Here is a 12,405-nt window from a genome sequence, read left to right as displayed (position 1 = left end):
AATCTCCTGGCCACAGAAGGCGGGCGGGTGGATGCTGGAAGGCATGGGTACGCAGCTGCTTGTCGGGACCCGCAAGGGTCTGTGGATAGGGCGCTCTGACGACGCCCGGCAGGACTGGGACTTCACCGGTCCGCACCATGACATGGAGGAGATCTACTCCGCCATGGTCGAGCCCGGGACCGGGCGAGTCCTTGCCGGATGCTCCTCGCTGTGGATGGGTGCGCTGGTGCGCGCCTCGGCCGACGGCGGCGAGACCTGGACCGAGACCTCGATGTCGTTCCCCGAGGACGTCGACGCGAGCCTGGCCCGGGTCTGGCAGCTCCAGCCGGGGCTGCCCGAGGGCACGATCTGGGCCGGTGTCGAGCCCGGCGCGATCTTCCGCTCTCGTGACAGCGGTGCCAGCTTCGAGCTGGTGCGCGGGCTGTGGGACCACCCGCACCGCACCGAGTGGAACGAGGGCTTCGGCGGCCAGGCGTTCCACACGATCCTGCCGCACCCCACCGACCCCGACTCGGTGACCGCGGCGATCTCGACCGGCGGCGTCTACCAGACCCGAGACGGCGGGGAGACCTGGGAGGCGCGCAACAACGGCATCATCGCGGTCTTCCTGCCCGAGGGGCAGCAGTATCCCGAGTTCGGCCAGTGCGTCCACAAGGTCGCCCGCCACTCCTCCCGTCCCGAGCGGCTCTACCTGCAGAACCACGGCGGCGTCTACCGCTCCGACGACGAGGGCTTGTCGTGGAAGTCCATCGCCGACGGGCTGCCCACCGACTTCGGCTTCGCGATGGTCGTCCACCCGAAGGAGCCCGACACGATCTTCACCTTCCCGATCGGCGCCGGCGAGTCCCGCTACCCACCGGAGGCCAAGCCGATCGTGTGGCGCTCGCGCGACGCCGGGGAACACTGGGAGCCGCTCGACAAGGGCCTGCCCGACCACTTCTACGTGGGCGTCATGCGCGACGCGATGTGCGCCGACGACCACGAGACCGCCGGCGTCTACTTCGGTGCCCGCAACGGCTCGGTCTGGGCCTCCGCCGACGCCGGCGAGACCTGGCGCGAGATCCTCCGCGACATCCCCGACGTGATGGTGGTCAGGGCCGCGAAGGTCTGAGTCCCGTCCGGGACCGACAGTCCATCGCGTGGCGCGTGTCAGAAGACCTGTGCCGACGGGTCTAGCCTTCTGGCATGCCCACTCTTCGCTCCGCAACCTCGACCTCGGGCCGCAACATGGCGGGTGCCCGCGCGCTGTGGCGCGCGACCGGCATGACCGATGACGACTTCGGCAAGCCGATCATCGCGATCGCCAACTCGTTCACCGAGTTCGTGCCCGGCCATGTCCACCTCCGTGACCTCGGCAAGATCGTCGCCGAGAAGATCCAGGAGGCCGGGGGAGTAGCCAAGGAGTTCAACACGATCGCCGTCGACGACGGCATCGCGATGGGCCACGCCGGGATGCTCTACTCACTGCCGAGCCGCGAGCTGATCGCGGACGCGGTCGAATACATGGTGGAGGCGCACCGCGCCGACGCGATCGTGTGCATCTCCAACTGCGACAAGATCACCCCCGGGATGCTGCTGGCCAGCCTGCGCCTCAACATCCCCGTCGTCTTCGTCTCCGGCGGCCCGATGGAGGCCGGCAAGACGGTCGCCGTCGAGGGCCTGGTCCACGACAAGCTCGACCTGGTCGACGCGATGGTGCTCTCGGTCAACGAGGCGGTCAGCGACGAGCTCCTCGACACCGTCGAGCGCTCCGCGTGTCCGACCTGCGGCTCCTGCAGCGGCATGTTCACCGCCAACTCGATGAACTGCCTCACCGAGGCCATCGGCCTCAGCCTGCCGGGCAACGGGTCGACCCTGGCCACCCACGCCAAGCGCCGCGCGCTCTTCGAGGAGGCGGGACGTACGGTCGTCGAGCTGTGCCGCCGCTACTACGAGGAGGGCGACGAGTCCGTCCTGCCACGGAACATCGCCAGCCGCAGCGCCTTCGAGAACGCGGTCGCCCTCGACGTCGCCATGGGCGGCTCGACCAACACCGTGCTGCACCTGCTCGCGGCCGCGCGTGAGGCCGAGCTCGACTTCAACGTCCACGACATCGACGCGATCTCGCGTCGGGTGCCGTGCCTGAGCAAGGTCGCGCCCAACAGCCCGAAGTACCACATGGAGGACGTCCACCGCGCCGGCGGCATCCCCGCCCTGCTCGGCGAGCTGCGCCGTGGCGGCGCGCTCAACGAGGACGTCCACACCATCCACTCCGACACCATCGACGAGTGGCTGGGCAGCTGGGACATCCGTGCGGAGAACCCCAGCCAGGAGGCGCTCGACCTCTTCCTCGCCGCCCCGGGCGGGGTACGTACGACCGAGGCGTTCTCCACCGAGAACCTCTGGGCGAGCCTGGACACCGACGCCGCCGAGGGCTGCATCCGCGACTTCGAGCACGCCTACTCCGAAGACGGTGGGCTGGCGATCCTGTCGGGCAACATCGCCCCCGACGGCTGTGTCGTGAAGACCGCCGGTGTTCCCGACGACTGCCTGACCTTCACCGGCACCGCGATCGTCTTCGAGTCCCAGGACGCCGCGGTCGACGGCATCCTCGCCAAGAAGGTCGAGGCCGGCCACGTCGTGGTGATCCGCTACGAGGGCCCGAAGGGTGGGCCGGGCATGCAGGAGATGCTCTACCCGACCTCGTTCCTCAAGGGCCGCGGTCTGGGCCAGAAGTGTGCGCTGATCACCGACGGCCGCTTCTCCGGCGGCACCAGCGGCCTCTCGATCGGCCACGTCTCCCCGGAGGCGGCCGGCGGCGGCCTGATCGCCCTGATCGAGGACGGCGACCAGATCTCCATCGACATCCCGAACCGCTCGATCTCCCTCGACGTCGACGACCTCGTCCTCGATCAGCGTCGCGCCGCTGAGGAGAAGCGGGACAAGCCCTACACCCCGGCCAACCGGGACCGGAAGGTCTCCGCGGCGCTGCGGGCGTACGCCTCGATGGCCACCTCGGCCTCCGACGGCGCCTACCGCCTCGTGCCCGAGTAGACCGGCATGGGAAAGGTTCATGCCCGGGTCGAGGGCCGGCTGCGGGAGTTCGTCGACCGCCAGGTCGTCTTCTTCGTAGCCACCGCAGCGCTCTCCGAGGAGGGCCACGTCAACCTGTCGCCGCGGGGGATCCCGGGCACCTTCGGGATGGTCGACGAGCTCACCTTCGCGTGGGTCGACGGCACCGGGAGCGGTAGCGAGACAATCGCGCACCTGCGTGAGAACGGCCGGATCACGGTGATGTTCTGTGCCTTCGACGGGGCGCCGAACATCGTCCGCTTCCACGGGCGTGGCCGGGTCGTGACCCGCTACGACGAGGAGTACGCCGACCTGGCCGGCCGCTTCACGGACCTTCCCGGAGCCCGCGCGGTCGTCGTCGTGGACATCGAGCGGGTCTCCGACTCCTGTGGCTTCGCCGTCCCGCTGATGTCGTACGTCGGCGAGCGCGACCTGCTTCCGGCGTACTTCGAGCGCAAGGGGGTCGAGGGTTCGGCCGAGTATCGGCACCGCAAGAACCTCGTCAGTCTCGACGGGCTCCCGGCGTTCGACTTCGACCCGGCACCTGAATAGCCGTCTCCGCGACTGTCGAAACCGGCGGCGACCGTTCGTGGCATGAGTGAGGGGCCGACACGGCGGCCCACCTGACGCGGGAGTGGTTGCGATGTCGGATCGATGGAAGCGGAATCTGCTGGTCTTCCTCGGCGGCCAGACGGTGTCGTCGTTGGGATCGATGCTCGTCGGGTACGCGGTGATGTGGCACCTCACCGTCGAGACCGGGTCGGCCGCGGTGCTGACCCTGAGCGTCGCGGCCGGGATGCTGCCGCAGGCGGTGGTGTCGGTCTTCGGCGGCGTATGGGCCGACCGGCACTCGCGCAAGCTGTTGATCATCGGGGCCGACTCGGCGATCGCGGTGGCGACGTTGGTGCTCGCGCTGCTGATGCTGAGCGGCGTCGGCGACCTGTGGATGATCTTCGTCGCGATGGCGGTCCGCTCGGCGCTGGCCGGGATCCAGGGGCCGGCGGTCAACGCCATGCTCCCGCAGATCGTCCCGGCCGAGCACCTGATGCGGGTCAACGGGGTCCAGCAGACGATCCAGTCGGGGATGATGCTGTTCGCGCCCGCGGTGGCCGCTGCCGTCTACGCCAGCACCGGCATCGTCGCGGTCTTCTTCATCGATGTGGTGACGGCCGTGGCCGGCGTACTCCTCCTGCTTCTGGTGCCGGTGGCGCGGATGGTCCGCTCGACGGAGCCCGTGAGCTACTTCGGCGACCTCCTCGCCGGGGTGCGGTACGTCAAGGGGAACCCCTCCGTGCGCTGGGTGATGGGGCTCGTGGCCGTCGTCATGTTCATGGCCGGCGCCCCGGCGCACCTCACGCCGCTGATGATCACGCGCAGCTTCGGCGACGAGGTCTGGATGCTGAGCGTCAACGAGCTGTTCTGGAGCGTCGGGATGGTCGTCGGCGGCGCGATGATGGCCGTCTTCGGGCCCAGGGTGAAGCGCCGGGTGCGGCTGATGGTCGCGGCCTCGGTCGGTGTCGGGGTGCTCGTCATCGGGCTGGGCGCCTCGTCGAACTTCTGGGTGTTCTCCGTCGCCGGCCTGGTGATCTGCATCCTCTTCCAGACGCTGCTGGTCCCCGCCGCGACCGTCCTGCAGGAGCAGGTCGAGGACTCGATGCGCGGCCGGGTGTTCGGGTTCTACGGGATCGTCATGTCGGTGTCGATGCCGGTCTCGATGATCGTCTTCGGGCCGCTCGCGGACAGGTTCGCGGTCGAGTCGGTGATGGTCCTGGCCGGGGTGCTGCTCCTGGGCTGCCTGGTCGGGATGCTCGCCCTCGGCAGCGCCCGGCGCTCGCTCGCCACGGTGGACGCGGCAGCCGCCTGAGCGCGGCCTCCTGAGCAACGGTCACGGCGGTCGTAGACAATGACCGCCGTGACCGATTTCTGCTATCCCGTGGGTGCTGTCGTCGAAGGCTGGGAGGCGCGGCCGTGGCCCGAGCCGGTGACCCTCGAGGGACGCTACGTCCGGGTCGTGCCACTCTCGTCGGCACAGTATTCGGACCTCTACGCCGCGGTCTGCGGCCCCGCCGATGCCGACCTGTGGACCTACCGGCCGATCGCGATGCCGACCTCGCTGCAGGACCTGTGGATGCACCTGGCGGGGCTCGTCGACGCGGCCGACGTCGTGCCGTTCGCGTTCGTCCCGAAGGAGGGGGAGCGGGAGGGCCGGGCGACCGGGGTCGCCGGCTACCACGCGATCAACCCGGCGAACGGGAGCATCGAGGTCGGTGGGGTGCTCTTCGGGTCCGCGCTGGCCCGCACCAGAGCGGCGACCGAGGCGATCCACCTGCTCATGCGGCACGCGTTCGACACGCTGGGCTATCGGCGCTTCGAGTGGAAGCTCGACTCGCTCAACGAACCGTCCCGGCGGGCCGCGGAGCGGCTCGGGTTCAGCTACGAGGGCCGGTTCCGCAACCACATGGTCGTCAAGGGCCGCAACCGCGACACCGACTGGTTCTCGGTCACCGCCGAGGAGTGGCGAGGCGTTCGGGAGGGCCACGAGCGCTGGCTCGCGTCCGACAACTTCGATGCCGACGGTGGTCAGCGGGTTGCGCTCAGCGACCTGACCCGGCGCTGAGCCTGCCGCGGTTGGCCGCGACGAGGTCGCGGATGGCGCTGAGCCGGGCGGTGAGCTCGGCCAGGTCCGGCTCGCCGGCGGCCGGGGCGAGCGCGTCGCTCCACACCGCGCGCAGCCGGCGCAGGTTCTCGGCGGCATACGGGGTCGGGGTGACGACCTTCCCCCGCCGGTCGCCCTGACCCTCGGTACGCACCACGAGGCCGCGCTCCTCGAGCTTGCGGAGCGTGGCGCTCATGTTGGGGCGCTGCATGCCGACGTCCTGGGCGATCTCGCTGGGGGTGGCGCCGGGGTGGCGGTCGACGTAGCGCATCACCGCCTGCTCGCCCGTCGAGAGCTCCGTGATCTCCGGGTCGCGGATGTGGTGGCGTTCGATGTCGCGGGCGAGCGTCGCGACGATCTCCGCGAGGTCGGCGAGCTCGTCAGCGTCGGCGCGGGTAAGCATGCTCACAGTCTAATGGTTGCGCTTGGATAATTATGAAAACATAACTAATATTGCGTGACATGACCTCGCCCGCCACCACCTCCACCCTCGAGCCGCCGTCTCGGCCTGCCGTATCCGCGATCGGGCCGGGGCTGCTGCTCGTGCTCGCCCTTCTCTCCGCCGTCGCGCCCTTCGCGACCGACCTCTATCTCCCGGCGTTCCCGGCGATGGTGACCGACCTCGGCACCGACGCCACGAGCATCCAGCTGACGCTCACGGCGTTCCTCGTCGGCGTCGCCGTGGGCCAGCTCGCCTTCGGGCCGCTCTCGGACCGGGTCGGGCGACGTACGCCTCTTCTCGTCGGTGCCGCGGTCTTCGTGGTCTCGAGCCTCGCCACCGTCTTCGCGCCGACCGTCGAGCTCCTGGTCGTGGTCCGGCTCGTGCAGGGTCTGTCCGGGGCCGCGGGCATGGTGCTCGGCCGCGCGATCGTCTCCGACCGCGCCGACGGGCCTGCCGCAGCACGCGCGATGAGCCTGATGATGGTCGTCGGCGGCGTCGCCCCGGTCGTGGCGCCGCTGGCCGGCGGCTTCATCGCCGGGCCGCTCGGCTGGCGCGGTGTGCTCGCCGTCGTGCTCGCGATCGCGGTGCTGATGCTCGTGGCGGTCCTCGCGGTCGTACGCGAGTCGCTGCCGCCCGTCCGCCGCGCCGAGCTCCGCGCCGCCCGGGCCGACCAGGGGTCGGTGGCCGGTGAGCTCGGCTCGCGAAGCTATGTCGGCCACACGCTGGCCTTCGCGTTCGGGTTCGCGGTGATGATGGCCTACATCTCGGCCTCGCCGTTCCTCTACCAGGAGATGATGGGCCTCAGCGAGATGGCGTACGGCCTGCTCTTCGGCCTCAACGCGCTCGCCCTCATGATCGTCAGCGCGGCCTCGGCCAACCTCGCCGGCCGGGTCGACGTACGCCGCCTGGTGGGCCTCGGACTCGCGGTCTCTCTCGCTGGCACCGTGCTGTTCCTGGGTATCGCGCTCACCGGCCTGCCGGTCGGTCTCCTCGCCGTCGCGGTCTTCGTCGCGGTCGCGCCCCTCGGCCTGGTCTTCGGCAACGCGACCGCGCTCGCACTCGAGTCGGTGCCTCGTGCCGCCGGTAGCGCCTCGGCCCTGCTCGGCGCTCTCCAGTTCGGGCTCGCCGCGCTGGTCTCGCCGCTGGTGAGTCTCGGCGGGGAGGGCACCGCCGTGCCGGCGGCGATCGTGATGGTGACCGCGGCGGTCATCGCCTGTGTCGCGTTCGTCCTCGCGGGGCGGCCTACGCACGATTGCGTACGCAGCCCCCGCTCCTGAGCCGATGTGCCGGCGGCTCGTGCGCAGCAGTCTTGAGGGCATCGAGTAGCCCAACAGACAGGACACGAGCAATGAGCATCAACGAGACGGTGGCGACCGTGGTGGCCGACGACCACTGGGGCCCGTGGCGCGAGAACGGACCATGGCAGGACGGGGGAGGGCCGCCGGCGTTCTGGCCGATCTTCCCGATCCTGTGGTTCCTGGTGATCGCCGCGATCATCACCGCGGTCGTCCTCTACAACCGCAAGCGGGTGGCCGAAGGGCCGCGGCGCGCGGGCGAGGCGAGGCTGGCCGAGAGGTACGCCGCGGGCGAGATCGACGAGAACGAGTACCGGGCTCGCCGTGACGTACTGCGCGAGAAGCCGGGCCGGCCGAAAGAGGCCTGACGCCCTCCGCTGGTCCATGGCAGTGTTGCTGTCATGGACCAGCGCATCAGCTTCATCACCCTGGCCGTCGCCGACGTGGCGGCGAGCCGGGCGTTCTACGTCGACGGCCTCGGCTGGACTCCCGAGATGGAAGCGGACGGCGTGCTCATGATCCGCGTCGGTGAGCACGTCATCCTCTCGCTGTGGGACCGGGGCGAGTTCGAGGAGGAGGTCGGCACGATCGCCGTCGCCGACGGTGTCGCGCCGTTCACCCTCGCCCACAACGTCGCCACCCGTGAGGAGGTCGACGGAGTCCTGGAGCTCGCCCGGTCGCTCGGGCGGGAGGCCTCGGCTGCCGAGGAGCGGGTCTGGGGTGGCTACACCGGCTACTTCGCCGACCCGGACGGAGTGCGCTGGGAGATCGCCTACAACCCCGGCCCGGTGGGACAGACGGTGCTGCCCTGACCCTCAGTCCGCGAACCCGGGCAGATACTCCTCGAGGATCTCCCGGAACGGCGCCTCCGCATTGAGCTGCGCCAGCACCCCGAGACCACCGAGCCAGACCCTGTGGATGAGCAGGTAGGACGGCGGCAGGTTGAGCTTGAGACCGACCGTGTAGGCAGGATCCTTCGGATCGTTGATCCGCTTGAACTCCTCCCGCATCCACTCCCGGGTGAACCGGAAGCGCTCCTCGAGCGCCGGGGTCACGAACGGCGCCAGATAGTCGAGCACGTGCTGCGGCTCGACCTTGATGCCCTCGCGGATGAATCCCACGTCGCGCAGGCCCGCGACCAGGGCGTCCGCGTCGCCGGTCGCGGCGATCCGGATCAGCCGCCCCATCGGCTCGGGGAAGCCCCGCTCCGGGAGCCGCGCGGCGAGTCCGAAGTCGAGCACTGCCATGCGGCCGTCGGGAAGGACCCGGAAGTTGCCCGGATGCGGGTCGGCGTGGAGCATCCCGGTCAGCCCGGGCGCGGAGAACCAGAACCGGGCGAGCAGCTCGCCGTAGTGGTCGCGCTCCTCGGGAGTGCCCTCAGCGATCACCTTCGCGATCGAGCCCTCCGACTCCACCCACTCGGTGACGAGCACCGAGGGTCCCACGGCGACGACATCGGGGACGTCGATGAGGGGATGGTCGGCGTACGCGGATGCGAAGACGTGCTGGGCCTCGGCCTCCTTCGGGTAGTCGAGCTCCTCGACGACCCGCTCCTGCAGCTCGGCGACCAGCGCCTTGACGTCCATCCCGGGAACCACCGCGTTGCCGATCGCCGCGACCCGGCCGATCTGGCGCAGGTCGGCGCGCAGCGCCTCGTCGGCGCCCGGATACTGCACCTTCACCGCCACCTCGCGGCCGTCGGACCACCGGCCCCGGTGGACCTGCCCGATCGAGGCCGAGGCGGCCGGCTTCTCGGAGAGCTCGACCAGTTGCTCGGACCAGTCAGGGCCGAGGTCGCGGGCCAGCAGGCCGCGTACGATCCCGGTCGGCATCGGGGGAGCGGAGTCCTGGAGCCGGGTGAGCTGGGCGCGGTAGTGGGCCGCCTGCGACTCCGGCAGCGCCGCCTCCATCACCGAGAGCATCTGCCCGAACTTCATCGCGCCGCCCTTGAGCTCGCCCAGGGTCCGGAACAGCTGGTCGGCCGTACGCTGGTGCACATCGGCCAGCACCGCCTCGGCGGGCTTGCCCCCGATCCGCTTTCCGAGCCCGAGCGCCTTGCGGCCGGCGTACCCCATCGGCAGCGCGGCCAGCTTCGCCGTCCGTGTCGCCGCTCGCCGCGGCAAACCCTTCGACGACCCCTCCGCGTCACTCATGAGGCTAGTGTGCCTGTCGGCTGCAACTTGCGCACCGCGAAGTAGCCTTCCCGCATGACCTCTGAGCTGACGATCGTGACCCCGCTCGACCCAGCCGGGGAGGACCCGTTCGGCTGGTTGGAGGAGGTCGAAGGGGTCGAGGCGCTGGCCTGGGTCCGGGCTCGCAACGAGGAGGCTCACGCGAGCGTCGGCGCCGATCCCGTCTTCGCCAAGATCGAGGCGCAGATCCTCGAGGTGCTCGACTCCGACGACCGGGTGCCCGAGGTCTCGCGCCTCGGCGAGCATCTCTACAACTTCTGGCGCGACGCCGACCACGAGCGCGGCATCTGGCGGCGCACCACGCCGGAGTCCTACCGCACCGACACCCCCGAGTGGGAGATCCTGCTCGACCTCGACGCACTGGCCGAGGAGGAGGGCGAGAGCTGGGTCTGGCACGGCGCCTCGATGCTCCGGCCCGAGCCCGGCGAGCCGTGGCGCAAGGTGCTCGTCGACCTCTCCCCGGGCGGCTCGGACGCCGACGTGACCAGGGAGTTCGACCTGGTCACCAAGGCTTTCGTGAGCCCGGCCGACGGTGGCTTCACCCGTGCCGTCGAGCAGGGCGGCGCCAAGGGCGCGCTCTCCTGGTGCGGCCCCGACGCGGTCTACGTCTACACCGACTTCGGCCCGGGATCGCTGACCCCGAGCGGCTACCCGCGGATCGTGAAGCTGTGGCGCCGTGGCACCCCGTTCGAGGACGCGGTGGTGGTCTACGAGGGCACCGACGAGGACATGTACATCTCCGCCCGCCACATCCACACCCCCGGCTTCGAACGCGACCTGGTCAGCCGCTCGATCGCGTTCTACAAGTCCGAGACGTACGTCGCCACCGACCCCGGCACCCCCGAGCAGACCCTCACCAAGCTCGACATCCCCGACTCGGCCGAGGCCGGCTTCCACCGCGAGTGGCTGGTCATCGAGCTCCGCGAGGAGTGGACCGTCGCCGAAACGACGTACGCCGCCGGGTCGCTGCTCGCGACCGACGCGGAGCGGTTCCTGGCCGGTGAGCGCGACCTCACCGTGCTCTTCGAGCCGACCGCGAAGACCTCGCTCGCCGGGGCGACCTGGACCCGCAACCATCTCGTCCTCAACGTGTTCGAGGACGTCAAGAACCGGCTCCATGTCCTCACCCCGTCGCCCTCCGGCGAGTGGACCCGCTCCGACTTCCCCGCGACCGACCCGGTGGCAGCGGTCGGCACTCGTGCCGTCGACGCGGTCGAGTCCGACGAGGTCTGGGTCGTCACCAGCGGCTATCTGACCCCGGCGACGTACGGACTGACCGAGATCGGTGCGGAGACGATCGAGCCGCTCAAGTCGGCGCCGGCCTGGTTCGACACCGAGGGGCTCCGCGCCGAGCAGCGCTTCGCAACCTCGGCGGACGGCACCCGGATCCCCTACTTCATCGTCGGCTCCGAGGCCGCCCTTGTCGGCAACGGTCGACCGGCGCCGACGCTGCTCTACGGCTACGGCGGCTTCGAGATCCCGATGACGCCGGGCTACTCCGCCGGAGTCGGCCGGTCCTGGCTCAGCGAGGGCGGCGTCTATGTCGTCGCCAACATCCGCGGGGGAGGGGAGTACGGCCCGGCCTGGCACCAAGCGGCGCTGAAGGAGAACCGGCACAAGGCGTACGGGGACTTCGCCACGGTCGGCCGCCACCTCGCTGAGACCGGCGTGACCGACGCCCAGCACCTCGGGATCCAGGGCGGCTCCAACGGCGGGCTGCTGACCGGCAACATGCTCACCCTCTACCCCGAGCTGTTCGGCGCGGTCGTGATCCAGGTGCCGCTGCTGGACATGAAGCGCTACTCGCATCTCCTCGCCGGAGCGAGCTGGATGGCCGAGTACGGCGACCCGGACGTGCCGGAGGAGTGGGAGTTCATCAAGACCTTCTCGCCCTATCACCTGCTCGACGGCGCCCGGGACTATCCGCCCGTCCTGCTCACCACCTCCACCAAGGACGACCGCGTCCACCCCGGCCACGCCCGCAAGATGGCGGCGCTCCTGGCCGCGACCGGCAAGGACGTCACCTACTACGAGAACATCGAGGGTGGCCACGGAGGCGCGGCCAACAACGCCCAGTCGGCCCACCTCTCCGCCTTCGCCTGGACGTTCCTGCGCGAGCGGCTCGGTCTGGCCTGATCCCGGGGGCGGCTACGACGGCTCGGTGGGCTCCAGGACCACGACGGGCGTCGGGTGCGAGCGGCGAGCGGCGAAGTCGTCGAGCTCGCCCCACCCGTCGTCCACGGCTGCGAGCAGCTCCCAGAGCCGGTCGCGCTCGGGGCCGACGGCCTCGCGCGCACGCACCTCACGTACGCCGCCCTCGACCGTCTCCACACGCGCCTCGGGATGCGCCTGCAGATTGAGCCACCACGCCGGCGCGGGCTCGGCCCAGCCGTTCATCGCGAGCGTCGCGTAGCCGGACCCGTCGGGGACGTAGGAGACGATGACCGAACGCTCCTGTCCGGTGCGGCGCCCGACCGTGGTCAGCCGGAGCATGCCGGCCCGGCCGGCGCGCGGGCGGCGCAGGAAACGGGCTCCGCCCGCGGCGTACAGCCGGCGGTGGAACCACCACGCGGCGCGGATGAACCAGCGTGGCGGTAGCCACGGGGACTTCTGCTTCTCGTCGGTCGACATCGTTGCCTCCATGGGCAGTCAGACCCGAGATCCACTTGTCCGGCCAGCGTATCGACGGCAGTGGGCCGGTCGCCTCGGTGAGAACCCTGAGATCCGTTCCAGCCGAACGACTGACAGATACTGGGACGGTGATCTCAG

Annotated in this window: 12 protein-coding genes; 9 read left to right on the top strand and 3 right to left on the bottom strand. The window is 70.4% G+C overall.

The features are described from left to right. Positions 1-43 precede the first annotated feature (43 nt). The 5 genes from ABZY89_RS22310 to ABZY89_RS22290 all read left to right on the top strand — a co-directional run bounded on the left by ABZY89_RS22310 (position 44) and on the right by ABZY89_RS22290 (position 5,668). On the top strand, positions 44-1,111 hold the full coding sequence (locus tag ABZY89_RS22310) for an exo-alpha-sialidase (RefSeq protein ID WP_355230719.1): 1,068 nt from the start codon (positions 44-46) through the stop codon (positions 1,109-1,111). A gap of 74 nt (positions 1,112-1,185) precedes the next feature. Beyond that, positions 1,186-3,033, top strand: coding sequence for a dihydroxy-acid dehydratase (gene ilvD / locus ABZY89_RS22305; RefSeq protein ID WP_355230717.1), 1,848 nt, complete (start codon positions 1,186-1,188; stop codon positions 3,031-3,033). 6 nt (positions 3,034-3,039) lie between these two features. Beyond that, the gene (locus ABZY89_RS22300) at positions 3,040-3,603 is read left to right on the top strand and encodes a pyridoxamine 5'-phosphate oxidase family protein (RefSeq protein ID WP_355230715.1); all 564 of its coding nucleotides are present in this window, start codon (positions 3,040-3,042) and stop codon (positions 3,601-3,603) included. Positions 3,604-3,694: 91 nt separating this feature from the next. Continuing rightward, the gene (locus tag ABZY89_RS22295; protein WP_355230713.1) at positions 3,695-4,915 is read left to right on the top strand and encodes an MFS transporter; all 1,221 of its coding nucleotides are present in this window, start codon (positions 3,695-3,697) and stop codon (positions 4,913-4,915) included. 48 nt (positions 4,916-4,963) lie between these two features. Continuing rightward, positions 4,964-5,668, top strand: a complete 705-nt coding sequence (locus ABZY89_RS22290) for a GNAT family protein (RefSeq protein ID WP_355230711.1) — start codon at positions 4,964-4,966, stop codon at positions 5,666-5,668. Here the strand turns inward: ABZY89_RS22290 and ABZY89_RS22285 are convergent. Next, positions 5,646-6,110, bottom strand: a complete 465-nt coding sequence (locus ABZY89_RS22285) for a MarR family transcriptional regulator (RefSeq protein WP_355230709.1) — start codon at positions 6,108-6,110, stop codon at positions 5,646-5,648. The two genes, ABZY89_RS22290 and ABZY89_RS22285, sit on opposite strands and share 23 nt — an antisense overlap. A gap of 59 nt (positions 6,111-6,169) precedes the next feature. Between ABZY89_RS22285 and ABZY89_RS22280 the strand changes: the two genes are divergently transcribed. The 3 genes from ABZY89_RS22280 to ABZY89_RS22270 all read left to right on the top strand — a co-directional run bounded on the left by ABZY89_RS22280 (position 6,170) and on the right by ABZY89_RS22270 (position 8,256). Further along, positions 6,170-7,426, top strand: coding sequence for a multidrug effflux MFS transporter (locus ABZY89_RS22280; protein WP_355230707.1), 1,257 nt, complete (start codon positions 6,170-6,172; stop codon positions 7,424-7,426). A gap of 71 nt (positions 7,427-7,497) precedes the next feature. Next, complete coding sequence (locus tag ABZY89_RS22275; RefSeq protein ID WP_355230705.1) at positions 7,498-7,812, top strand: SHOCT domain-containing protein; 315 nt, start codon at positions 7,498-7,500, stop codon at positions 7,810-7,812. A gap of 33 nt (positions 7,813-7,845) precedes the next feature. Further along, positions 7,846-8,256 carry a VOC family protein gene (locus tag ABZY89_RS22270; protein ID WP_355230704.1) on the top strand — a complete coding sequence of 137 codons (411 nt, stop codon included), beginning with the start codon at positions 7,846-7,848 and terminating at the stop codon, positions 8,254-8,256. A gap of 3 nt (positions 8,257-8,259) precedes the next feature. Here ABZY89_RS22270 and ABZY89_RS22265 read toward each other — a convergent pair whose 3' ends face one another. Next, positions 8,260-9,597 (bottom strand): AarF/ABC1/UbiB kinase family protein, encoded by a 1,338-nt coding sequence (locus ABZY89_RS22265; RefSeq protein WP_355230702.1) that lies wholly within the window; start codon positions 9,595-9,597, stop codon positions 8,260-8,262. Between the two features lie 54 nt (positions 9,598-9,651). Between ABZY89_RS22265 and ABZY89_RS22260 the strand changes: the two genes are divergently transcribed. Next, on the top strand, positions 9,652-11,772 hold the full coding sequence (locus tag ABZY89_RS22260) for a prolyl oligopeptidase family serine peptidase (protein ID WP_355230700.1): 2,121 nt from the start codon (positions 9,652-9,654) through the stop codon (positions 11,770-11,772). Positions 11,773-11,784: 12 nt separating this feature from the next. On the opposite strand, the gene ABZY89_RS22255 is transcribed toward ABZY89_RS22260, so the two are convergent. Continuing rightward, complete coding sequence (locus ABZY89_RS22255; RefSeq protein WP_355230698.1) at positions 11,785-12,267, bottom strand: nitroreductase/quinone reductase family protein; 483 nt, start codon at positions 12,265-12,267, stop codon at positions 11,785-11,787. Between the last annotated feature and the right edge of the window lie 138 nt (positions 12,268-12,405).

The sequence above is a fragment of the Nocardioides sp. NPDC006303 genome (assembly GCF_040613175.1).
Taxonomy (GTDB): domain Bacteria; phylum Actinomycetota; class Actinomycetes; order Propionibacteriales; family Nocardioidaceae; genus Nocardioides.
The sequence above is the reverse complement of the archived record's forward strand: the minus strand, read 5'-3'. Positions and strand labels throughout refer to the sequence as shown.